Raw genomic sequence first — 24,595 nt, 5'->3', positions numbered from 1 at the left:
GTAAAAATTTCAAATATTGCTATTGTGAGTGAATTTTAAAATGCATACAATGGTCTCGCCTATGAGTAGTTCTGTAGTTTAGTACTTATTTGGTATTTATTATAACGGTCATGGGGATCTGCCAAAACAGTTATTTCGTCGGAAGTTTCTAAATTAGGCGTTACCGTGTCGTCTACTGTCTTGAATTTGAAGGTAGTTGACGTTAATAAGCTAGAATTATCTGTATAATCTTTTGATATATTTATTCCAAAGAAATTATAGGACTTTAGTTGATATGTCCATCCAATTTCAAATCTCGTTCCCTGAAAGTCTCTTTCTTCTGTTCTGGTGTCTATATCTGTTCTGGTGTCTATAATTGACGCTCCATTGTCCAAATCATATAAAAAAGATTTCCCTATAAATCCAGCTTTACCATAAATTTAATACTTGTCATAATCTATTTGCTTGGATATTAATTCATCTAATTGTTCTTTTGTTTCTTTAAATTTTTCAAGAGTACATAACAAGGCGCTATATAAGATTCTCAACTGTTTAATATCTTTATCTATACTTAATTTCACAGATCGATTATTCAGTTGAATCTTCTCGCTATTACGATAAGCTATAATTTTTTCTAAAGCTTTTTTGGCATCTTTCCATGTGGTATGGTCAAGATATTTTTCTAATTTAATATCAATAGGTGTAGTTTTATAAATGTTATGGTTTTCATTTAATTCATTCATTTCAAACACAATATCACTTTTGCTTTTGCGTAGATAAATCAAATCTGAGTCAGAATCTTTAAGAGTAGTGATATTAAAAGTAGCATATTTGTTTAAAACGTCGTCTACAATAATAAGTGAGTTTTTTAAGACATCTATTTGAGTATTAATTTCTTCTAGTCTTTTTGTATTATCCACATCTGGTTTTTTAGGATTATTAAGGCGATCAAGTTTCGTAATAATCTCTTTAATTTTATCTAATATTGGGTTATCTCCTTTTTTTACAATTAAAAATTTAAGAAACTCGTTCTCTTTTTCTTTAGTAATAACTCCATTTACAACCATTTTTGATACGTGGGATGATATTTTAATTTCTTCCTCTTCAATTAAATTTACCAAGCTATCGTGCTCTATTTCTAATTTAATATACGTTTTAAGATTATTTCGATTATGCTTTTTGTTCTTAATTTGAAATCCGATAACTCCATTTATAGAACCTGAATTTGCTAGAATTTCTTTATCAAGAATAGTTGCTAAACCATTTTTTGAGGTGCATTTAAGTTCTAATCCGTACAAAAGGGAAGTATTATTTCTGCTGTAATATGTTGGTATGCTCCGACCAAAAATCCTGCAGGACCACTTGCCAAATCACATATCTTACCATCAACATCTGGGTCTAAAATAACAGCCATTAAATGGATGATGTGCCTTGGAGTTCTAAACTGTCCGTTTTTTCCTGCCTCGCTTGTATGCTTTAATAAGTACTCATACAAATCTCCTTGTATATCTTGAAAGTGTTGATTCTTTTCTTCTATTTCTTTATCAATATCTTCATATATTTCATCAATGTATTTAATAGCATCTTTTGCTAAAGAAGGTTTATCTGCCAACTGAAAGGTAGCTTTTTTTCATTGCTTTAGCAAATGGCTCATCTTCATTAGCTAGTTGCTTTTGTATATATTCAAAAACTGCATTTAGTTTTGCCACTAAATCATTTCCATCAAGTTTGTGGTAAAAACTCCATTTGTATTCATCCTCCAACCCTTTTTTAAATATTTCTAATCGTTTCATGAAAAGTAGGTAAGAGATATTTTCAATAGCAGTAATAGGATTAGCTAATCCTCCAGACCATAGTCTATCCCATAATGCCTGTACTTTATTTTTTATATTTTGATTTTGCATATTTTATTTATCAAGTAATACAATTTACAATTTTAGTGGTTTCCCTCTGAAAAAAATAAAAAGTTTTTAAAAAGCTATAAATACTATATGTGAAAAATTTCGAAGCCAACTTAATGGTGATTGCTTATTAGGTAGAAAAGGAAGCAAAGATAAACGTTTTGAGTTTATCTTTACGGAGTTTGATAAGTCGTACCGTTAGCCCTTTTTTTGATGATGGGTATAGAGGCATGTGTTCCTTTTCTTATAAAAAATTTTCTTGAAAAGAAAGATTTGTAAATTGGTTGATGGCTTTAGCTTGAATAATTCTTGTTATTTTAAAATTTAGAGTAAGAATCAAAAAACACCAAATAACTGCATTAAAAACCACTTTTTGTTTAACCATTGTTTAACCAGAGAAATAAAAAAAAGCTCCTGATTTCTCAGAATCCTTGATTTTCCTAGTAGCGGGAACTGGACTCGAACCAGTGACCTTCGGGTTATGAGTCTGGTGTTCCCCAAAAATTAGTTCTTTTTATATAATTGATATATAGAAAATTATGTACTGTTTCGTGTACTATTGTACTATTATTAGATTGTAATATAATTATTTTACTTGTGTACCTCTCAAAATTTACATTTGCAATAAAATAGAAAAGCTTAATTTTGTACCTTAATTATACAATCATCCCCAAAAATAAATTTTCAAGTGTGCTTCGAGATAAATCTTACTCCTTGAAAAGCATATTGTTTTTCTGCTTAGTCTTTTTATGTGTGTTCTCAAAGTGAGATTCTTTCTTTCAATAGTATTCGTACAATATTGAAATCGTTTATGAATTGGTTTTGGAATCAGACTTGGATAGATATTTAACTTATCGGTAAAAATAGCTGTTGGATTTAGTAATAAAACTTTGTCAATTAAGGTCTTAATATTTTCTTTTGACTTGTTACCAACAAAAAAAGCAACAACATTTTTAGTAGCTCTTTCTATGGCATAGGTTATCCATGTTACATTGGCTTTACTGCCTATAAAACTCCAAAGCTCATCTATCTCAAATTTACAGCCAAGTTTAGTAAAATTTATAGGTTTTATTTGGTTACTTATTGTCAGCATTCTCGAAAGCACTGTTTTCTTCGATATTTCTAATATTCGTGAGATGCTCCTTATACCGCAACCTTCTTTTAACAGGCTCTTTATTAATGTGTTTGTTTCAAGTTTATATGCTTTATAGCAGTATGTACTTTGAAAGCTCTTTTTACAACTTTTACAATAGTAACGTTGTTTTCCGTTGGTTTGTCTTCCATTTTTCACAGCTAAAAATTTTACAGCTTGTACATTTCATAATTTTTCTATCAACTAATTGAACCCATAAAGATGAGAAAAACGCGTTTTTAACCTTTTAGTTGTATTGAAAAGAAAAAGGTGTACAATTATGTACACCTCTTTCAAATCCTATTCATTTTTTAGTTTATTGATTTTCAATAAACCAAACAACATTTATTAATCATCAACTAATTTGAACCACTACCAACTGTATGTATTTCTTTTGAATTCACTGCATCAAAATAACCTTGTGCAAGAGCTTTTTCATCAGTACTTGAATTCTGTGTTGCATCATCAAAGTCATCCTGTGAAATTCCTTTAAATTTTTTCCCTTCAGTCTTAAATAATGCTGCTAACTTTTTATTATTCTTAAAAGTTTTTCTGATCTCTCTTCTAATCCTCCTCGTTGATTTTTTTGAGACTCCTTTTACACTATCACCTTGTACATCTATAAAATAGATAGGATTATTTTTAGCATAACCATAAGGAGTGTTATCATAATATTTTTCAGCAAACCTATCAACTTTCATGAATCTACCTAGTGCAGGGTCGTAATCCCTCCACCCATAAGCATAAGTATCTTTACCTAGCTCCTTTTCTAACTCCTTACCGTTGTACTTATACTTCAGGGCAGGATTAGTAGCATTTACAATATTGTATCCATCATGCTTCATTCCAAAGGCATAGTAGTTATTTTCTTCCAGTATTTCGAAGTTTACCTTCTCAATTTCTGCTTCCAGTATCTTAAAGTTAGTTTCTACATTAAGTAGTGAGCTATCAGGAGTTTTATCGAGATTTAAGGACAAGTTTTCTGTTTCGGTTACTACGTAGATAAAATCAATTTCCTGAATACCAAGCTCTAAATTTTGAATTAAATACTCTTGCCATTCCGGTGTATTGGGGTCTCCTCCTTCACTCATAAATAGCCTTACTACATCAGTCGTACCTCTATCTACTATCAGCCTTATTTCATATACGTCGCCGACAGTGGCGTTGGTTGCAAGGTTTCTTCTTACGCCTCCGTATTCTTCTTTTGCGGTTACTGTTAATTCGCCATATTGTATTTGTGCTGAATAGGTGCCATATACTTTTTTGCTGTAAATCCTGCGGTACTGCTACTAAAATTAGCGTCTACCCTACCATCACAACTAATTATCAAAACTTGGCTTTTTGAATTTAAAAAACACTGAGTCATTCTGTATTTGCCTTTGTAATAATTCTAAGCCAATATTATATTCAACACTCCCCGACTTTTGTGAAATAGTTTTCTGTAAAACTAAACCTTCTGAAGGGACTATATATAAGTTAGATGAAACAAGCGTATTTTCACCAACCGAAGAGTAGAAGTATTTATTTACCAAAACAGTTCTATCATTTAATTTAAAACTCTTAGAAGATATTTTATCGATTACAGTACTATTAAATATAATCGAGTCCTGATATATTTCTAAAGTATCACTTTTTGCAAACTCATATTCATAAATAAAAACTTGAGCTTCAGAAAACTGTAATTGCTTTACATTCAAAATATATTCATTTACACTCTCTATACTGCCCTGCTTTTCAAATAATTCATAAGAAACCTTATAAGTAGATTTGCTTTCTGAAGCATTTAGAGGGTCTGATTTATATATATTAGATTTCTGCTTCTTAGGAATCACTACAGTTCCTTTCTGTAACAATTCTTCTTCTTTCGGTCGGTTACCATTACAACTACAAGCAATCATAACTAAAACTAAAAAATAGTATTTATAATTTTTCATTTGTGTGTCTTATCAAAGTTTTCATTAAGCCTTCTTTTTATACTAGAATCCATATTCATATATTTACTTACTTCATCATAATTTTTAGTATAATGATTAATATTATACGGATGGTTAGGAGATCTTCCTCCATGAATTTCTGCAAATTGAAAAGCATAAACTTCATCAACATTTATGGCATAGCTTTTTCCAAAGCTTTGATAGTTTGAATAAAAATAGCCTTTCGTATAACTTGTTACGTGACCAAACTCGTGTAATATCGTATGAGCTAAATTTCTATATGAGCTAAAAGCTGAGCGGTAATAATGCATGTACGGTTTAGCCCCTGACTTATACTCATATTCTAAGAGCTTATCGGTCTTACTATCGCGCTTTCTAGAGTCTGTTATGGCTTCAGTAAACATTTCACCTGGAGCATTCGGTAAATTGAATACAAGTTCAACATTAAGTAATACATTTAAATCATGTAAAATTGGAACATTTTCAACAAACTGTATCTAAATTTTCCTGACTTGCTTGAATACGCCCATCTGCTCCTTCGGGGTTTGAATCAGTTTTAGGGAAAGCAGCATCTAATTGCCTGTCTAACTTTGTTTCTCCTTTTTTACTAAGTTGAGTTTTCGAACCAAAACCACTCAAACCAAAAGTAGCGGTTTTTGAACTGGCTGTCCTACCATATCCTATATCAATAGTTGTCTCTAGATCGTCAATTTCAAGACCACTGCCTTCCGCCTCCATCCCATCAGGGCCAATGAAGTAAACAGGGTTATCAAGGCAATAGGTATATTGCGAATACCTTCTTGATGTCTGTGCCAATGGATCAACATTAAACCAACGCCCTATAGTAGGTTCATAGTTCCTTGCTTGGTAGTCATACCAGCCAAGTTCCTGTTCATCCTGCAATTATTTACCATTGCACTTATACTTCAAGGCAGGTTCAGTAGCGGTTGTAACATTATACCCTTCGTGTTTCATAATCGCAGAAAGGTATACCTAATTGTACACCTTTCTTAAATCCTATTTTCATTTTAGTTCACTGAAAATCAACAAACCAAATAACATTTATTGACTATCAACTAATTTGAACCACTACCTATCGAAAAAGTTTATAAACCAATACTTCCAATTCATCATTTTTATACCTTTCTCCATTATAATCATTTCTGACTATTACACCATCATATATAGTGTAATTTATTGTATAATAATGATTCTTATTTCCTTCATTAAAATCAATTTCAAAAAAGCCATTATTAACTTTCATGTTAACACTTTCTGAAATTGATTTAGAATCAAAAAGAACTTTCACTATTTTCTTTATTTCTTTAGGATTATCTATAACCACTTTACTTTTAACAAAGTCACCATTAGGGTTACAATCAACTTTATTTATTATTAAGATCTCATCTATTTTTGAGGAGTCAATAGTTATGTCTGACTGTTTTTTCACACATGCTTGGAGTAAAATTAATAGGAGTAGGTAATATCTAAATTTCATAATCATTTAATTTTTAATTTAATCAGGTTTTCTTAATGTAGTTTGAAGTTTAGTTTCAGATATAGAAGCTGAACCTCCTGACCTTAAAGAAGTTCCTGTCCCAGAAGTAAAAGTAAAACTTGTCAGAGTCCAATTTATTAAACTTTTTATACCCATAGAACCAGATGCATTAACTGGACCATATCCTCCACCTATATTTACAGATAGTCCTTCAACGCTATTTCTACTAAAGTTAGAAGAGGAGCCAGTTGAATATAATACCCCTACTTCAAAACCTATACCGACACTTAAACCAACACCCGCAACAGGAGCAGTAGGGGTATATAAAAATATCCCACCTGCATCTTTTCCTCTATTAATAATTGCCACTGTAGTTGAAGCACTCATTCCTCCTCCTCCAACTAGCTCTCCAGCAAAATTTACTATATAAGCATCTGGAGTTCCAAATAGAGCCGTTAAGCATTGAACGATTTGATCAACCTGTTTACTATAATCTACAATGGGAGTAAATGGGTTTTGTCTATTTGAAATCGGGTCATGACCTGATGTAACAACAATATCTTCGCTCTCTATAGTAACATCGATAAGATCAGACTTAATAATGTATATGTCTTCCATATTTCCAGTAGATGCGTTTTTCGCTCTTAATATTATATCATCTTTATCATCATTTTTTAGTACGCCTGTTCCACCTACTTTAGAAATACTACTTGTGGCGGTAGCTTTTCTGCCATAGCCCATATCATACTCTACTTCCATATCCACACTGGAAGATTCCGCCTCCATCCCATCAGGATCAATAAAGTAAATAGGGTTATCCAACGCATAGGTATATGGCGAATACCTTCTACTTGTTTCTGCCAATGGGTCAACATTAAACCATCTGCCTAGTGCAGGGTCATAATTACGTGCCTGATAGTCATACCAACCAAGCCCCATCTCATCCTGCAATTCTTTACCATTGTACTTATACTTCAGGGCAGGATCAGTAGCATTTACAACATTATATCCCTCATGCTTCATTCCAAAGGCATAGTAACTGTTTTCTTCCAGTATTTCGAAGTTTACCTTCTCAATTTCTGCTTCCAGTATCTTAAAGTTAGTTTCTACATTAAGTAGTGAGCTATCAGGAGTTTTATCGAGATTTAAGGACAAGTTTCCTGTTTCGGTTACTACATAGGTAAAATCAATTTCCTGAATACCAGGCTCTAAATTTTGAATTAAATATTCTTGCCATTCCGGTGTATTGGGGTCTCCTCCTTCACTCATAAATAGCCTTACTACATCGGTTGTTCCCTGGTCAACTATCAGCCTTATTTCATATACGTCGCCGACAGTGGCATTGGTTGCAAGGTTTCTTCTTACGCCTCCATATTCTTCTTTTGCAGTTACTACTAATTCGCCATATTGTATTTGTGCTGAATAGGTAGCACCAGATAGTCCTTTTGCTGTAAACCCTTCGGTACTGCTACTAAAATTAGCATCCACCACTACCTGCGGGGTTCCTGTATAACTTAATCGTACATTACCCAAATGGTCTTTGTACTGGATATATACTCAAATTCATCGGTTGTATTCATCAACTAGTTTGAATTATTACCAAAACTACCATTCTGGTCTAAAGAAAATAGAATCGTTAAGAATTGAAGAGTATATATTCTCAGGAGTACTGTCATTATGATATTCAACAACATTATTTGAAGAAATTGATCTACTCATTAAAAGCTCATTTTTATTATTAAAGTAAAGGTTTGAAGAACTATAGACATTATCTACTACATACTTTCTAACAGTAATATTTCCGAGACTGCTTTCATAAATTTTTTCGTTTAAAAACTGTATTTTATTAGTATTAAAAATGATAGAGTCTTTATAAATAAATATTGAATCTTTATTTTCTTGTAATTTATCATAAGAATAAACTTCTTTTAAATAATTCTTAGTTTTTTCTTGCTCGAGTGTAATTACTTCATTAAATCTAGGAATCGTATTTAATTTGTAATAGATAATACTAATACTATCTAACTTAGACGTATACTCAGATTCTCTTGGTACACTTTCGTCTCTCTTTGAATTACACCCATACAGGTAAGTTATAAATACAATTAAAATAATTTTTGATAGAAACTTTACTTGATTCATTTTAAAATTTTTTATTAGAAAAAAATCTATATAAAGATTCTTCCCTTTTTGATTTAAGGTACTTAAACATAGAAATATCATAAGAGGGGTAATAAAATGGATCATGACCTCCATGCTTGAAAGCAAATTTGTAAACAAAAAGTTCATCTAAATATACCGCTCTATTCCAATGATTGACTTCACTTAAATAGTTTGAATAGAAATTTTTAGATAAGAAACTAAATACATGCCCAAATTCATGTAATATCGTATGTCCTAGACCTCTATATTTTTCATTAAATGAAGCTCCATAAAAAATGATATAGGGGCTTTCTCCCATTAATTCTTCGTGTGTAACATCGTTTCCGTTACGTCTAATATCTGTTATCGCATCAGCCCCACTTGAATGCTGAAAATTGCTATTTATACTAAACTCTAATTTATAACCAAACTCATCCCCAAACAAATTACTTAAATCTTTTAGAATAGGGACTTTATTGATTATTTCATTTACTGTTGACTCTGCAAAAGGAGCTCTAGAATCAGCCCCTTCAGGATGATCAGCATCTTTAGGGAAAGCAGCATCTAATTGCCTGTCTAACTTTGTTTCTCCTTTTTTACTAAGTTGAGTTTTCGAACCAAAACCACTCAAACCAAAAGTAGCGGTTTTTGAACTGGCTGTCCTACCATATCCTATATCAATAGTTGTCTCTAGATCGTCCATTTCAAGACCACTTCCTTCTGCCATCATCCCATCAGGGTCTATAAAGTACACAGGGTTATCAAGGCAATAGGTATATTGCGAATACCTTCTTGATGTCTGTGCCAATGGATCAACATTAAACCAACGCCCTATAGTAGGTTCATAGTTCCTTGCTTGGTAGTCATACCAGCCAAGTTCCAGTTCATCCTGCAATTATTTACCATTGCACTTATACTTCAAGGCAGGTTCAGTAGCGGTTGTAACATTATACCCTTCGTGTTTCATAATCGCAGAAAGGTATACCTAATTGTACACCTTTCTTAAATCCTATTTTCATTTTAGTTCACTGAAAATCAACAAACCAAATAACATTTATTAATCATCAACTAATTTGAACCACTATCAACTGGCTTTAGCAGAACCTCATTTGAGATTAATTTCCCCAAATAAACTTCGACCCCATTTTTTCTTAGTTCTTCAAGTTCATTTTTCGATAAACATTTTATAGTTAATGAGGGGACTTCATACTCCAATAGGAGTTTATTTACCCGTGAAGGGTCTAAGTCTACTTCATATGGAAGAATATCTAAATACATATTTCCCTCAACTATTACTGGTAATGTTAGTAGTGCTTCAAAAGTCCAGCTTTCATGTGGGTTTATGATAAAAGTTTGAGAATGGTATTTCTCAATATATTCAGTTACACTGTATCCAAGGGTTTTTAATTTCAAATTCTTATCCAGTAAAACATCTGTCATTGTATTTAAAGTATGAAAATAACAGCTATCTGAAATATGAAAACTTATTGATTTATTGTGACCACTTATTCTTTTGTCACCTGACTTTATGAATGTTTTTATACCAACTATATTACTTAAATTCAAATCTCTTGCGAAAAAAAGTAGTTTTTTATTAGTATGATTTGATATTTTATATTTGATTAAATTTGTGGTGCTTTTCTGTTTAGTACCATCTGGTTTACTACTTTTAGTATAGTATAACTCATTATTAAGTACAGTTAATTTTACTCCTTCTTTTTTTGTTACACAACTTGAAAAAGCCATTACAATGCTAAAAAATATGACAAAATATTTCATATATTATTAATCTTTTAAAATTTGAAGTAATTCAGTATCACTAAGATGAGCGCTCCCATAATATAAATAACTTTTAGCAGTTTCAGTATATCTATTATAATAGTTGTTATCAGTTTCACCTTGACTGCTTGGTGGTTTATAGCCAAAATTAGATCCGCCAATCAATCTTTGCATGCTATATGCTCTATGCTCAAGTAAAGCTCTTATATGTCTCGGCATAGAAGTATTTTCGTACCATCCCCATTGATAGGCTATATTATTCCAATCATCATACGCATGCATTCCTTCATGCATAATAGTTGAAAATAGACTCAAATTAGTTATAAATGCTAGGGAACTTATGCTCACAACATCATAGTCCCATTCGTATGATGCAACGACTGGTACAAATTCCCCTGCTATAAATTCACGCACCCACATACTATATCTCATATCAGGATCCCCTGCTTGATTATATAAAGCATTTGCCATTCCTACTTCATATCTCATATCTTTAATATATTGCTCTCTTTCTCCATCAGGCATACTACTTATATCTCTATCATATGCAAACCTCCCCTCTGTTCCTAATGCTAGTTTTCCAACTTCATTTTCAAACATTTTGTTCGCTTTCTTCTGTCCAGAGCTGTTCAAGCTGATAGAAGCCCCCGAATAATTGACTGCTGCAGTAGAGTTTCTTACATTTGTCTTCCTGCCATACCCCATATCTACATTCACATCAACATCGTCCAATTCAAGTTGGTCAGAGCCACCACTCCCTTCTGCCATCATCCCATCAGGGTCGATGAAGTACACAGGGTTATCCAACGCATAGGTATATGGCGAATATCTTCTTGATGTCTCTGCCAAAGGGTCAATATTAAACCATCTGCCTAGTGCAGGGTCGTAATTACGTGCTTGGTAATCATACCAACCAAGCCCCATCTCATCCTGCAATTCTTTACCATTGTACTTATACTTCAGGGCAGGATCAGTAGCATTTACAACATTATATCCCTCATGCTTCATTCCAAAAGCATAGTAACTGTTTTCTTCCAGTATTTCGAAGTTTACCTTCTCAATTTCTGCATCCAGTATCTTAAAGGTAGTTTCTACACCTAGTAGTGAGCTATCAGGTGTTTTATCGAGATTTAAGGATAGGCTTCCTGTTTCGGCTACTACATAGGTAAAACTAATTTCCTGAATACCAGGCTCTAAATTTTGAATTAAATATTCTTGCCATTCCGGTGTATTGGGGTCTCCTCCTTCAGTCATAAATAGTCTTACTACATCAGTTGTTCCTCTATCTACTATCAGCCTTATTTCATATACATCGCCGACAGTGGCGTTGGTTGCAAGGTTTCTTCTTACGCCTCCATATTCTTCTTTTGCGGTTACTACTAATTCGCCATATTGTATTTGTGCTGAATAGGTAGCACCTGATAGCCCTTTTGCTGTAAACCCTTCGGTACTGCTACTAAAATTACCATCCACCACTACCTGCGGGGTTCCTGTATAACTTAATCGTACATTACCCAAATGGTCTTTGTATTGGTAAATGTACTCAAAATCATCGGGGTTGTATTCATTATTTTCAACTGCAGGCACTCGGGCATAACCTTCAGGATGAGCTAACGACTTTAATACTCCATTTTCGTATATAAGCCCTGCCGCATAATCTGTTATAGTTACATTATTATTATCGTTTACCTTTTTTTGCAATTTTGCTCCTGTAGCGTCATACACGTAATTAATTCTACCGTTTTGGTCGCCACTAAAGCCTATTTCCATTGGTAGGTTTAAATAATTATATTTTATTTCATTTCCAGGTACAGTACCTATTCCCTTGTTAAGGTCTTTCAGCATGTTACCATTGGTATCATAGCTATAATCCTGGTTATTGTTGCTAGTGGGTTCGGTAAAGCCCAGCGTGGTATTTGCAGAGTCGTGTACGTATTTTAGCTGGTTACTGTTAGGTAAATAAGAATAAGTCAAATCATCAATAACATCATAAACAGCCGGTAACGATGCGTTTGCAAGCCCATAACGTTTAAGTTTATATATGTTTCCGTTTTTGTCATATTCTATATTTTGGGTGCTGTAATCTACTATTTGCTGACGAAGTGGTGGTGTGGGCAGTCCACTCTTGTACTTAGCTAATTCTATACGGTTTAGTGCATCATATTGGTAGAAGTAACCTTTCTTTACGTTGTCCGTTTTACTTCTCCAGTAGGTTTCGCTTATATTACCGTTATACAGTCCTGTAGCAGCGGCTTCTTCTTTGTTATTATAGTTTATTTTAAAAGCAAATAAATCATCTGTTAGTGAGTTATCAGGATCATTTATCTTATTTAACCATCCGCGTATGTTATAGGTATAATCTACTGTTTGCAGTCGGTTTTCATTACTATAACCTCCGCCTTTTCCGCCAACTCCTTTTTGACTTAATCTCCCCAACTCATCATACTCATTTTGGGCTATTATGTGCTGGTAAGGTCCTATATTCCATCCGCTTTGTGGGGTTTGGGATTGTTTATGGAGCAACAATCGGTCTTGATTGTCATACCGGAAACTGTCATATACCACAAGTTCAGGAAGTGTTCCTCGCATATGTTCTCTTACTGTACCTCCAACTCTACCGGTAAAATCAAACCCTGTTTTTACAATATCATCTGTTCCTAGATAGTGATTTTTAACCTGACTCCAGTTTGGTCTTGCTTTTTCATCAAATGCAGAAACGGATACTATCCAATTATTGGCAGTGTCGTCTGCAAAAGTCCCGTCAAGCACTCTTACCTTGCCTCCTGTAGCTAATCCTTTAGTTGCTGTGGTATAAGCAGGATAAGGTGGTGGAGTGGGTACTGTAATACCCGAACTTTCAAAATCATAATCGTCATAATAAGCAACTGTAAGAACCTCTATATTGTTGTTAGGGAAAATTTTGTTGCTGTAATTTATATCAGTGCCTCCATTAGTAAAAAACGAAGTAGTACGTGTTTCAAATAACGAGGTGTTACTTGCTACTGCCGTTTTAATAGCATACCTGTCTTCACTAGTCGGGCTTGTATACAACCCTGTATAGGCAACTCTTCCTATCGGGTCATACTTGGTAAACAGCCATTTCCCTTCTACTCTCAGGTTTTCGTCTTGTGTCAATACAGGGCGGTCTAACTTGTCATATACAATATGAGTCCAATTTGCACCGGGTATGTGTTTCTCTACCACGCGGTTGCGATCATCGTAATGATATATATAACATAAACCGTCAACAACTTCTTGTTTTATAGAAAACGATATTGTTGCGTTTATAGCTCCTGAAAAGTTAAGGGTTTTAAAACTTCCTCCTGCTCCGCTTATATAAATATTATTGTTAAGTATAGAAAGATTATAGCTATAGCCTTCCCCACTTAATGTGCCGAAATCAATATTAGGTAAACTCCTTTCTAATGGCAATAAAACAGTATTACCTTGATTAAACTCTAGTGCGTTTGTGGAAGAAAGATTTATAGATAATGTAACCAAGTCATTTTCATCTACGCTTATTGACATTCCCCCCATAGCTCCATATTCGTTTGGAGTATATGTTGTTAATATTTCACTATTATCTAATGCAGAAATATCACTATTGTATTTTTCAGCTACTTTTGGATCAGCTTTACAAAAAGCTGTCCACGGATAATTTCTATAATAATCTAATTTTTGGGCACTATTAAAACTGGTATTTAATGAAGGTACTTTACCACCACCCTCTACAGTTATTTGGTTGTTTCTTATAAGGAAAGTATATGCATAATCGGTACCGGATATTCTTCCTAATTCCGTGTCTTTAAATACGCCTAAATCTTTCAAATCGAATATTGAACCTACTTTATATTCCATTGCTTGGTATGTAGCAATATTTATTGTCATAGTAAGTGTGCCATCTTGTTGAGGAATTACAGAAAAACCTCCCTGGCCTCCATACTTATCCATTAAATCTAAGTTAAGTATTTCACTATTATCATAATCTAATAAATACCTTTCATAATCTTCAGCTAATTGCATATCAACCATAGCAAGCCTCACCCATGAAGAATTAACTTGAGGTCTATCTTGATTCACAGTGCTTTCTACAATAGCATCTGATGCAAGAGGCGGTATTACATAGGTAAGATTAGAGAATCTATCATATACATAATATGTGTCATGAGGAAGATCTTCATTGTAAGTTCGTTTTAAAATTAAACGTCCTAATTTGTCCTTAAATTCTTCTGTGGTTTTATTATTGCCATCGTCGGGTGTCCAGTTTTCATCTTTAGTTATAGTTTTGTATAACTGGTTCGCGGAGTAATAATTATTATAAATTAATGTTGTTTTTTCTGTATCCTCCTGTCCATTTGTCTGTCCAAAAGCTACTCCAAAGCGTCGTACTTCACCATGTTTATTAAGTCCGTATTTAAATTTTACAGTATGATCTCCGTCATTATCAACGTCATTGTCGGTATCTATGTTTCCTCGCCAATCTTCTCCGGGTGCAGATTGTTTTGTTGTTCTGTTTAACGGGGAACTTTCAAAGAAAGTCTCGCTGTATGGATTGGTTGTATTTTCGTACTTTGTTGTATTGTAAAAATTCTCTGTATTTGTTAAAGCATAAGGGTCATATTCAAAATTATAGTTATCTGAAGCATAAGGTAAGTATTGCTTTGCCTGTCTTCCGTTAGCGTCATATTCTATATGGGTAATAATATCTTTACCATCGCCTGATGCTCTTGCTGCGATTTGTTGTATAGGGCGACCAAGCCCGTCAAGATAGGTTATATTAATCTTTGCTGCAGTAGTATCTACAGGTGATGAATAGGAAGATATAGTATTAGCATTATTATAGGTATAGGTAAGAACGTAGTTCTTATCTTGTGTTGGGGATTGTACCTGCGCCTGAACCAGAAACGGAAACAGTACTGTAACAATATATATTAATTTTTTCATGCCTTTCGTTTTTTAAATAGGGGATGGATTACTGCTCTGTTCTGTAATGGTATTCGTTTTTGGAAAGAAGATAGTTGTCTTTGTCTTTTACCGTTAAAAGCCTTCCTAAATTATCATACTCATAATGTAGAACATCTCCTCTTGGGTCAGTAACGGAAGTTACTACACCTCTTGTAGGTTCATATACTAATGTTGTTACCATTGTTGTTGAACCGGGCTGATCATAATATGTTCGTAATGCGTCCTGAGCTGCAATTAGAGCTGACTCTGAAAAATTAACAGGGTCTGTAGCATTTATTATATTATCCCTAAGCGAACTTGGTATATCTGAATATTGAACACCTTCCAATTTAACAGCAGGGAAAGTATTGTTATACCCCCATATATAACATATGTGGGTTCCATCTTTCATAGATACATCTAACGGATTACCTAATTCATCATATTGATGGTATACTATTCTGTCTTCTCCGGTAGATGTTATGTTTCCTTTTAGTGTTTCTATTTCTTTAATTACTGGCTGCGCTGCCTCAATTTTATATTTTTTAACTGTTTTTTGTAACGGTATGTCATTTTTATAGGTAGCTACTACTATCGGTTTATTAATAACATGGTAGGTGGTTGCCATATTAAGTATTGTGCTGTTTTCTTGAGGTGTAAAAAGAGAGTTCGTATATCCTCCAACAGGATATTGATATTCTGTTTTATAAACATCTGTTGCACCTCCTTCTTCTATTGTTACAGATTGATTGCTTATTTGATAATTTACAGGGTTATATTCATAGCTTGTTTCCGTTTGTGTCATTACAACCTCTTCTTCATCAATAAAGTATTCTTTCTTTATTTTAGATTTTAATGGCGCGGAGCCAGCCATAAGAGTTTGATCGCCTACAAAATAAGGTGTCGTACTTCCACAATTATATGGGGGAATTGAATTTGAAAGACATGCTAAATCAATATCAGGGTTGGTTCCTTCTAAATACTGGTCAACGTTAGTATAGCACTTAATCCATGCACAAGCTATAGAACTTAAAGGGCGTGTTATTGCAATTTCTTCTTCTCTAAGTTCGTAGGTATTGGTTTCCTCAACCAGCAATTGGTTTTGCTCGTTAAATACTTTTTTTGTAAGCAGCCATCCTCTTTTATAATCGATATTAGGAAAATCTTTAAAAGGATATATACATTTACTCCATGTTAATGGTTCATCCTGTGGTGTTTTATAGTTATAATAACTATACCCTTTTCCTGTTTCGCGAACTCTTACATGTTTATAACTTACAAATCCTCCCTTAGTTAATTGTTTATTTTGTTGTGTGGTAACAATATCATAATTTACATTTACTAAACTACATTGTCCATTTCCTCCGCCACTGGGCAAATTTTTTAGAAATACTTGATCTGGGAGAAAATATTCGCAAGAATAGCTTCCGGATCTCCCATCTACAGCACCTGATGATATGAGATGTGGATCTGAAGGATTAGGTAAAGATACAACTCCACCCGTAGGCTCTAATTCAGGTAACATTGTAATATTACCTATTAAATTTTCTGTACTTTCAACATCATAAGGGGTATTGTAAAAATACATTAGTTTTTTCTCAGACTCTGTTGTAGTTTCATTTTCTCTAAAATTAATTTCTTTAATTCTCAAACCTCCTCCTACAAGAAATTGATTGTATTGATTTCCAGTTTTTAAATTCTGATAAGAAAAATTCACATAAGTTTTTAAAAATATGTTACTATCTGTAGTTGTTTTATTAATCTGAAATCTAATTCTTACCCTATAAGTACCTTCCGCCAAATTAACGCTTTGATTTCCTTGGTCTATTGGAGTTGCACTATTGTATTCCCATTGATTTGTATTTGAATTATACCTTTGTATTTCCAATTCAAAAAACCAACTACCATAATGCCATTCCATTTCGGCTTCATCATCAAATTCATCGTCAGGACCATCAATATTCGAAGATGGGTTTTGAGTATATGACTGATCAATGATATTAAAATTAAAATTTATATTCTGAGTATATTGAATATAAAAAGAAGAAGTAAAATTAGTTGGAGCTGTACTTGGCTGTATATAAAAGTATGGGGATTGAGATTGATTGATATGATTCATTGGATTCTTATCTGTTTCTTCCTCTGGCAGTAACTGATCCCCTTCATAAGAATAAGTATGAGGCTCAAATTCAAAATCTTTTACTCCCCCTGTAGGATATACAATTCTTTTTAGCACACCATCTAAATGATTTTCTAAATATAGGAAGCTATTGTTTGGATTCACATATTTATAACCCCAACTATCTCCATGTCCAAACTCAGGTAAATTTTTAGAATTATATTCTAGCTTGTAATCTAGGCTATGTTCAGTAATACCTCCCTGCGAACCTACTGTTGATTCTGTTACCTTATCAAGCCATAAGCGATTATTTTCCGTATAAGCAAAGGCAAAAGTTTTCCATAAAGTATTTGAAGCACTGTAAAGACTTAAACCATTTAAAATAGTTCCAGTTCTATTATCTTCGGAGTCTATATATTCAGGGTGTGTGCCTGAGGTATTAAAAGTGATTTTAGTATCATCTCTAAATACTATCTGAGAGAGTTTCTTAGTCGCTACAGTAGTATTTGCTCCACTGGTGGTTGACTTTGGATACAACATGCCATTATTAAAAACTATATTAGGATTACTTCCTCCTTCAAATTCAAAACCTCCAGATAAATAAGTATCTCTAATATTATTATCAAGAATGTATTCTGTACGGTTTTCCAGCTCTTTATAAGATTCATTAACTGTGGTATAGTTAAATGACACCAACTCTTCTCCGTTATTGGTTGTTATTTTGTATAAATGCCAGGCTGAGGTATGAACTGTAGTTCGCATACCACTATCAGGGTTAAGTCCTCCACCTGCCCCGACCTGAGGTACAAAACTGGAATAAGGAGTTGATGTAGTAGTTTCGATAGCACCACTTTCTCCAAAATAGTATTTATAGCCATTAGCGTCTGTGATAACAAAACCTGTTATTTCTGTTACTTTATAATATGCACCATTAACATCGGTCTTATTGTGAGTAATAGCTATTTTTACTTTTTGATCCTTTGTCAGTAATTTTGCCTCTAATTCATATGCCCCTTTGACAAGGACAAACCTACCTGTTGCTCCTAGTATACTAAACTGATATAAATCTAATTCTGAATCGTATTTATGAGAGTTTGTTCCGTTTGCATACCAAGAGTAGCTAATTTGATCATCAACAAGCAGTTGGTCGTATGAGAAAAATTCATCGTTTGGTAAGTTATAAACTCCTGTCAAGATGCTATTATTTCTATTCGCTTCATCAGCAGTACCTCTTACAGTTCGGGAAATACTCCCTCCTGCCTCTAACGACCATCCTGTACCTGTCCATCCTGATCTTGAGGTAACTTTTACACCTTGTGTATTATACTTTAGAGCTATTGGTAAGCTCATGTCTCCATTTAGTTTTTTGGAATAAATTGGAATGGATATGTCAGGCTGTCCTGTATAATAATCAACTGGAACTTCTTCAAATGTCATTAGACTCGCTACTGTTGGTGACGGCGGAATAACCTCCGGTAATGAGGGCTCTTGATGGTTACTGGGTTGTCCAAAAGCCATAATTGAGCATAAAAACAATAAGAATAAAAATGATTGTTTCATTGGTTGGATTTTTAATGATTGGGCAAATATAATTTTTTTATGAAATATTTAACAAGTAAATAATGCTAATATTGTATGAATAATTGTGGTATGAATAGATTTTATTAATTTGACAAATTGATTTTGTATCAAATTTTACCTCTTAATACTGTATACTGTTTTAGTATTGTTTTAGGAAGAAACAAAAAAGTTCTTAAATTTCTATAAAAGCCTCTATTTTACTGGTAGCGAAGATGGGATTTAAACCCGTTACAACCTCAAGAAGGTAAAAATCAATAATGATAAATTTTACTAGAAGTGAACCTTAATTCTTCCAAAAAAACTTCTGCTTTATTAATTAGATTTGCTTTGTTATATAAGGCTATCATATCCTTACTATCTGCTTTTTTGGGATGTGTAATATATTTTATTCTTTCTCCATTCACTCCACTCTTCAAAAGATTTGTGATGAACTAACGTCTACAATCATGCGTAGTTAAAAGTTCATATTTTGGAAGACCCTCCGAAATTATCTTCCCTTGGCTAAAGCTTATTTTCGTCTTTCTCTCTAGAGTATCAATCCTCAAAAATTTTGCAAACTTCTTAATAGATACGTTTACAACTCTTTCCTTAAGTACTGGAAACTGATATTTTCTTTTAGAATGCCTCTAACTGGTTTTAGTAAAGGAATCATCACTTCAGATTTTGTTTTCCCTATTGAGATTTGTATACCATAAAAACTACTTCTTTTTCCTTTATAGTATTTAGGTGAAAGCTCATGTAGTTGTTCCATATCATCTATTCGAAGCCCCATAAAAGAAGCCATTATTAAATATTGTCTTGCGATTTTGAACTCTACGTTATTTGTTCTATTCTCAATCGCCAATTTAATTTCTTCTTCATTCAAATATATTTCTTTTTCAGCAGGAGGATTTTCCAGAGAAAGTCCTTCATCATTTAAATCAAGCGTTACGTTCTCTCCTGATTTCTTTCCTAAGGACAATACTCTATGTAATAGTTTAATATATTTGTTTAAAGACTTTACCCCGTAACCCGTAGGGCTTTTTCGTTGCTTCTTTGGTTGATTAGGATTATCAACTTGGATTTCATCCCGATAAATAGCATCTACAACCCTAAAGAAATCCCAGTAAAAGGCTTTGTCATTGAAATCAGAAAACTTAACAATAGATTTAGTAGCAATTTGGTAATTCTCGAACATTCGGGATAATGAAACATAAGTCTTAATGTGATTTTCAGTCAAAGCCCCTTTCTTTTTCATTTCTAAATCCTTACGGTCACTTTTAATTTTGTCATAGAGAAACTCTAAAACTGGTCTTTCCTTAATTACCTCTTTTTCTCTTCTATCTAATTTTATCTCTAAAGCATCTTTAAACTGTTTATCAGTTGGGTTAATTTCTTCGGCATAGAATTGATTGGCTACATCACTAACCGCATTTGTTATCTTCTGTAAGCGTGTTTTTAAAAAACGGTTAGTTCTGGCATATTGATTGAATATTTTTTCGTCATAGACCAAAACCTTACGATTTCCTTTTACTACATATTTACCAAAATGCTCCGGTTTAATGCGGCATCGTGTAGATATTTTTACAGGCTTGTAATCTTTAGTATCCGATTTGTATTTTTTTACTTCCTTGGTATAATCAACCTCAAAATATCCAATACTTATAAACGCAAAAATTTGGTGCTCGCCATATTTATTGGGTTTGGAATCTAAAGAAAATCGAATAATGGGATGCTTCATTTTTTACGTCGTAAAATACGTCGTAAAAATATGGATTCTTTTAGTTTTAATTGAATTTATTTTTAAAAAAATCATTTACTAAAAACAGCTAAAATCCTTTATATAAAAAGGAATTGAAATCATTTGAACACATTTAACATCTGTTTGAAATCATCAAAGGTGGGTGCTGGAGGTACCACAAAAAACCCACTCAATGAGTGGGTTTTTTATTTACAATACTTTTTATTTTTATCTATATTCAGGATTTTCAAAACCCCATCGGGAACCATTATCCCAGTCCTTTTTTGAATTGCCATAGGCAGGATAACCATCATTTTCCTTCATCATTTTTGCCAAGTGTAGCAAATTATAGGTCATAAAAGTCGTGTTTCTGTTTGTAAAATCATTATCCTTAGCTCCAGACTCTTTATCAAGATAACTAGGTCCCGGCCCTACTTCTCCTATCCAGCCTGTATCAGCTTGTGGCGGTATTGAATAACCTACATGCTGCAATGCATAAAGAATATCACGGGCACAATGCTTCACACCATCTTCATTACCGGTAATAATACAACCACCTACCCTGCCATAGTATATATATTGTCCTTTACTATTAGTTTCACTACTTAGGCTGTATAAACGTTCTATCAACTTCTTTGTTTCCGATGACTTTTCGCCCAACCATATTGGTGTACCAATCACCAAAATATCAGCATCCAATACTTTTTTAGACAATTCCGGCCATTCATCTTTATCCCAACCTTTTTCTGTCATATCAGGATAAACACCTGATGCAACATCATGATCTACAAACCGTATTAACTCTACTGTAACACCTTCTTTCTTCATTATATCCATAGAAACCTCCATAAGTCCTTGCGTATGGCTTAACTCAGGAGATTTCTTTAGCGTACAATTGATATAAAATGCTTTTAGTCCCTTAAAATCATTTTTCATAGCAATTTTGTTTTCTACTTTTCTTTTGTTTCAGGTAAATTATCTATTATCTCCTGGATAGAAGCCCTGTCTTTATAATCAGGATTAAATTGTGTATAAACTATTTCTCCTTTAGTATTTATAATAAAGGTAGCCGGCACAGGTAATACAGCTTCTCCCGTAGCATTTGATTCTGCTATAGAAGCATCTAATTTATCCTGAATCATACCTTGGTAGTTTTGGGTAACATCAAAATCTACGTCAAACGCTTGCATTACACTACCATCACCGTCCGAAACTATAGTAAAATTGGCTCCTGTTTTTTCTTTTGTCTTGCCTACATTATCATACGTTTCCGGTGTTACTGCTACCAGTTTAACTCCCTTATCCTCTATTTTTTTTGCTTCTTTAGCAAACTCCGAAAGATGTTTTATACAAACAGGACACCAATATCCTCTGTAAAAAAATAATACAACAGGCTGTTCGCTATATAAACCTTCTAAGCTCATTCTTGTTCCATCCTGCATTGTCAGCATTACATCAGGTGCTTTATTTCCTTTGTTTAAACCTTTAGGTAAATTAGGCTTTTTTATACCAAAGGCATCATAATCTACTGTTTCTCTTTGCACACCAATCGTTGTTTCTTCCGCTTCTGCTTCAGGAATTTGGTCTGTGTCATTTTTTTCTTCTTTACAGCTTAAAACTAAAGCTGAGATTGCTAAAAGCACTATTACTTTTTTCATTGGTTATTATAGTATTGGTTAATAAAACATTAGTTTAATAATCAAATTTAGAAAAGCATACACTATAAATCAGTACTATACATTTTATTTAATATAGCTTTAACAACAATATCCCCTTTTAACTTCTCCTTAATTAACAAGCAATATGTTTTAAGTAACTTTACAAATAATAAAACTGATTTTATGAATGAACTGAATCGTGAAACCAGCCCCTACCTTTTACAGCATGCTAACAACCCTATACACTGGAAAGCATGGAATGAAACCACACTGGAAAAAGCGAAAAAAGAAAATAAGCTAATAGTACTTAGTGTAGGCTACTCGGCATGCCATTGGTGTCATGTTATGGAGCATGAAAGTTTTGAAGATGAAGAGGTAGCCAAAGTAATGAACGAATACTTTATATCTATAAAGGTAGACCGCGAGGAACGCCCTGATATTGATGCAATATATATGAAGGCCGTTCAGCTTATGACACAGCAGGGAGGCTGGCCTATGAATGTAGTTTTATTACCCGATGGAAGACCTATATGGGGCAGTACATTTTTCAGGAAAGAAATGTGGATTGATGCTTTAACACAACTACAATCTTTATACGCTACGGATCCTGCAAAGGTTGAAGAATATGCTACTAAGCTAAAAACAGGACTACAAAGCCTTATTCCTTTAAAAACAGGAGATTGTGAAGAGCTACCAAACATTACTACCATTGCACCTTATATAGAAAAGTGGATAAAGAGCTTTGATGACGAATATGGTGGCTATGCACGTGCACCAAAGTTTATGATGCCTAACAACTATTTGTTTTTACAACGTTATGGCTATCAAAATAAAAATACCGAGATATTAAATCACGTTGATTTAACCTTAACCCGCATGGCATGGGGCGGACTTTTTGATACTGTAGGTGGGGGTTTTTCACGCTATTCTGTTGATATGAAGTGGCACGTGCCCCACTTCGAAAAAATGCTGTACGATAACGGTCAGCTTATGACGCTATATGCAGAAGCATACAAACGAACCAAAAACACATTATACAAAGAGGTAATTGAAAAAACGCATAATTTTATCAGTACTGAACTAACAGATGAAAACGGTGCTTTTTACAGTGCGCTTGATGCGGACAGTATTAATGAAAAGGGCAACCTTGAAGAAGGTGCTTTTTATACTTGGAAAAAAGAAGAGCTTAAAAAACTACTTGGTGAAGACTTTGATTTATTCGCTCAAATATTCAATATTAATGATTTTGGATATTGGGAAGAGGGTAACTACGTTTTAATTCAAAATAAAAATATTAGTTCCATTGCAGAGGAGAATACTATTTCTACAGAAACATTGCAGGAAAAAAAGAGAAATTGGGAACACTTACTATATAAAGAACGGGAAAAAAGAAGCAAACCAAGGCTTGATGATAAAATATTAACTTCCTGGAATGCCATTATGCTAAAAGGCTATGCAAATTGTTATATGGCTTTGGGAGATGAAAAATATGTGCAGGCAGCTATTAAAAATGCTGAATTTATTACCAGTATAATGTGGAGTGAGGAAGGCAACCTATGGCGCACTTTTAAAAATGGAGCAGCAAAAATTGAAGCCTTTCTTGAAGACTATGCCCATACTATAGATGCATTACTAACCCTGCACGAAGCTACACTTGAAGAAAAATGGTTAACACAGGCAAAACAACTTACAGATTATTGTTTAGACTACTTTTATGATGAGCAACAGCAGTTTTTTAACTTCAATTCGCAAAAAGGAGAACAGCTAATAGCCCCACATTTTGAAGTTGAAGATAATGTTATACCCGCATCTAACTCTGTAATGGCAAATGTACTGTATACACTTAGCCATATTTATGGAAATAGCCATTATAAAAAAGTGGCAGAACAAATGCTATCGCATATTATTCCTAATCTGGATTATCCTTCTGCATTTTCAAACTGGTTAAATTTATGGTATACTACAGCATCTCAAAATCGGGAACTGGCAGTATGTGGTAAAAATGCTAATAAAGCTATTAAAGAAATAAACAGCCACTACCTGCCACATGTTATAAAAGCCGGGTGTACAAACAACTCTTCTATTCCATTCTTAGCCAATCGTTTTGTTAAAGATAGACTAATGTTATATGTTTGTAGGAATAATACTTGTAATTTGCCGTCCGATTCGACAAAAGAAACCATTAACAAATTAAAAATATCAGAATAA

19 protein-coding genes and 1 pseudogene are annotated in these 24,595 nt (G+C 33.5%); 1 reads left to right on the top strand and 19 read right to left on the bottom strand.

All coding sequences use genetic code 11. From position 1 onward, the window contains the following. Nucleotides 1-59 precede the first annotated feature (59 nt). The 19 genes and pseudogenes from IEW45_RS04005 to IEW45_RS03915 form a co-directional block, all read right to left on the bottom strand. Nucleotides 60-374: a hypothetical protein gene (locus IEW45_RS04005; RefSeq protein WP_188619941.1), complete on the bottom strand. Its 315-nt coding sequence runs from the start codon at nt 372-374 to the stop codon at nt 60-62. Between the two features lie 45 nt (nt 375-419). Then, on the bottom strand, nt 420-1,277 hold the full coding sequence (locus IEW45_RS04000) for a hypothetical protein (protein WP_188619940.1): 858 nt from the start codon (nt 1,275-1,277) through the stop codon (nt 420-422). Then, a complete protein-coding gene (locus IEW45_RS03995; RefSeq protein WP_188619939.1) occupies nt 1,265-1,591 on the bottom strand; it encodes an N-6 DNA methylase in 327 nt (108 codons plus the stop codon). Before IEW45_RS03995 ends, IEW45_RS04000 begins: the two co-directional genes overlap by 13 nt. Next, entirely contained in the window at nt 1,581-1,883 is a 303-nt protein-coding gene (locus IEW45_RS03990) for a hypothetical protein (RefSeq protein WP_188619938.1), read from the bottom strand. Before IEW45_RS03990 ends, IEW45_RS03995 begins: the two co-directional genes overlap by 11 nt. Nucleotides 1,884-2,544: 661 nt before the next feature. Then, nucleotides 2,545-3,202 (bottom strand): annotated as a pseudogene (locus IEW45_RS03985) (IS1 family transposase). Between the two features lie 169 nt (nt 3,203-3,371). Next, entirely contained in the window at nt 3,372-4,103 is a 732-nt protein-coding gene (locus IEW45_RS03980) for an RHS repeat-associated core domain-containing protein (RefSeq protein ID WP_188619936.1), read from the bottom strand. 228 nt (nt 4,104-4,331) lie between these two features. Next, nucleotides 4,332-4,946 carry a hypothetical protein gene (locus tag IEW45_RS03975; RefSeq protein WP_188619935.1) on the bottom strand — a complete coding sequence of 205 codons (615 nt, stop codon included), beginning with the start codon at nt 4,944-4,946 and terminating at the stop codon, nt 4,332-4,334. Beyond that, entirely contained in the window at nt 4,943-5,350 is a 408-nt protein-coding gene (locus IEW45_RS03970; RefSeq protein WP_188619934.1) for a hypothetical protein, read from the bottom strand. Before IEW45_RS03970 ends, IEW45_RS03975 begins: the two co-directional genes overlap by 4 nt. Nucleotides 5,351-5,429: 79 nt before the next feature. Next, nucleotides 5,430-5,849 (bottom strand): RHS repeat-associated core domain-containing protein, encoded by a 420-nt coding sequence (locus tag IEW45_RS03965; protein WP_229665888.1) that lies wholly within the window; start codon nt 5,847-5,849, stop codon nt 5,430-5,432. Between the two features lie 190 nt (nt 5,850-6,039). Further along, nucleotides 6,040-6,444: a hypothetical protein gene (locus IEW45_RS03960; RefSeq protein ID WP_188619933.1), complete on the bottom strand. Its 405-nt coding sequence runs from the start codon at nt 6,442-6,444 to the stop codon at nt 6,040-6,042. 18 nt (nt 6,445-6,462) lie between these two features. After that, nucleotides 6,463-7,977 (bottom strand): RHS repeat-associated core domain-containing protein, encoded by a 1,515-nt coding sequence (locus IEW45_RS14860; protein ID WP_308421025.1) that lies wholly within the window; start codon nt 7,975-7,977, stop codon nt 6,463-6,465. A 72-nt stretch (nt 7,978-8,049) separates the two neighbouring features. After that, on the bottom strand, nt 8,050-8,586 hold the full coding sequence (locus IEW45_RS03950; protein WP_188619932.1) for a hypothetical protein: 537 nt from the start codon (nt 8,584-8,586) through the stop codon (nt 8,050-8,052). Between the two features lies 1 nt (nt 8,587). Then, nucleotides 8,588-9,481 carry an RHS repeat domain-containing protein gene (locus IEW45_RS03945; RefSeq protein ID WP_229665887.1) on the bottom strand — a complete coding sequence of 298 codons (894 nt, stop codon included), beginning with the start codon at nt 9,479-9,481 and terminating at the stop codon, nt 8,588-8,590. 173 nt (nt 9,482-9,654) lie between these two features. After that, on the bottom strand, nt 9,655-10,365 hold the full coding sequence (locus IEW45_RS03940; RefSeq protein ID WP_188619931.1) for a hypothetical protein: 711 nt from the start codon (nt 10,363-10,365) through the stop codon (nt 9,655-9,657). A gap of 6 nt (nt 10,366-10,371) precedes the next feature. Then, nucleotides 10,372-15,309: a DUF6443 domain-containing protein gene (locus IEW45_RS03935; RefSeq protein WP_229665886.1), complete on the bottom strand. Its 4,938-nt coding sequence runs from the start codon at nt 15,307-15,309 to the stop codon at nt 10,372-10,374. A 28-nt stretch (nt 15,310-15,337) separates the two neighbouring features. Continuing rightward, nucleotides 15,338-18,988: an RHS repeat domain-containing protein gene (locus tag IEW45_RS03930; RefSeq protein ID WP_188619930.1), complete on the bottom strand. Its 3,651-nt coding sequence runs from the start codon at nt 18,986-18,988 to the stop codon at nt 15,338-15,340. A gap of 595 nt (nt 18,989-19,583) precedes the next feature. Further along, on the bottom strand, nt 19,584-20,729 hold the full coding sequence (locus tag IEW45_RS03925; protein WP_188619929.1) for a site-specific integrase: 1,146 nt from the start codon (nt 20,727-20,729) through the stop codon (nt 19,584-19,586). A gap of 228 nt (nt 20,730-20,957) precedes the next feature. After that, nucleotides 20,958-21,665, bottom strand: a complete 708-nt coding sequence (locus IEW45_RS03920) for a flavodoxin family protein (RefSeq protein WP_188619928.1) — start codon at nt 21,663-21,665, stop codon at nt 20,958-20,960. 14 nt (nt 21,666-21,679) lie between these two features. Further along, complete coding sequence (locus IEW45_RS03915; RefSeq protein ID WP_188619927.1) at nt 21,680-22,387, bottom strand: peroxiredoxin-like family protein; 708 nt, start codon at nt 22,385-22,387, stop codon at nt 21,680-21,682. A gap of 183 nt (nt 22,388-22,570) precedes the next feature. On the opposite strand from IEW45_RS03915, the gene IEW45_RS03910 reads away from it, so the two are divergent. Beyond that, nucleotides 22,571-24,595: a thioredoxin domain-containing protein gene (locus IEW45_RS03910; RefSeq protein ID WP_188619926.1), complete on the top strand. Its 2,025-nt coding sequence runs from the start codon at nt 22,571-22,573 to the stop codon at nt 24,593-24,595.

This window comes from Flavobacterium suaedae, assembly GCF_014642915.1.
Taxonomy (GTDB): domain Bacteria; phylum Bacteroidota; class Bacteroidia; order Flavobacteriales; family Flavobacteriaceae; genus Flavobacterium; species Flavobacterium suaedae.
The sequence above is the reverse complement of the archived record's forward strand: the minus strand, read 5'-3'. Positions and strand labels throughout refer to the sequence as shown.

Bases quoted from the DNA above. Each gene is read 5' to 3' on its own strand.
- IEW45_RS03935 (WP_229665886.1), bottom strand. From the start codon at position 15,309: ATGAAAAAATTAATATATATTGTTACAGTACTGTTTCCGTTTCTGGTT.
- IEW45_RS03970 (WP_188619934.1), bottom strand. From the start codon at position 5,350: ATGTTTACTGAAGCCATAACAGACTCTAGAAAGCGCGATAGTAAGACC.
- IEW45_RS03925 (WP_188619929.1), bottom strand. From the start codon at position 20,729: ATGAAGCATCCCATTATTCGATTTTCTTTAGATTCCAAACCCAATAAA.
- IEW45_RS03980 (WP_188619936.1), bottom strand. From the start codon at position 4,103: ATGAGTGAAGGAGGAGACCCCAATACACCGGAATGGCAAGAGTATTTA.
- IEW45_RS03960 (WP_188619933.1), bottom strand. From the start codon at position 6,444: ATGAAATTTAGATATTACCTACTCCTATTAATTTTACTCCAAGCATGT.
- IEW45_RS03940 (WP_188619931.1), bottom strand. From the start codon at position 10,365: ATGAAATATTTTGTCATATTTTTTAGCATTGTAATGGCTTTTTCAAGT.
- IEW45_RS03930 (WP_188619930.1), bottom strand. From the start codon at position 18,988: ATGAAACAATCATTTTTATTCTTATTGTTTTTATGCTCAATTATGGCT.
- IEW45_RS03975 (WP_188619935.1), bottom strand. From the start codon at position 4,946: ATGAAAAATTATAAATACTATTTTTTAGTTTTAGTTATGATTGCTTGT.
- IEW45_RS03990 (WP_188619938.1), bottom strand. From the start codon at position 1,883: ATGCAAAATCAAAATATAAAAAATAAAGTACAGGCATTATGGGATAGA.
- IEW45_RS03950 (WP_188619932.1), bottom strand. From the start codon at position 8,586: ATGAATCAAGTAAAGTTTCTATCAAAAATTATTTTAATTGTATTTATA.
- IEW45_RS03920 (WP_188619928.1), bottom strand. From the start codon at position 21,665: ATGAAAAATGATTTTAAGGGACTAAAAGCATTTTATATCAATTGTACG.
- IEW45_RS03910 (WP_188619926.1), top strand. From the start codon at position 22,571: ATGAATGAACTGAATCGTGAAACCAGCCCCTACCTTTTACAGCATGCT.
- IEW45_RS03915 (WP_188619927.1), bottom strand. From the start codon at position 22,387: ATGAAAAAAGTAATAGTGCTTTTAGCAATCTCAGCTTTAGTTTTAAGC.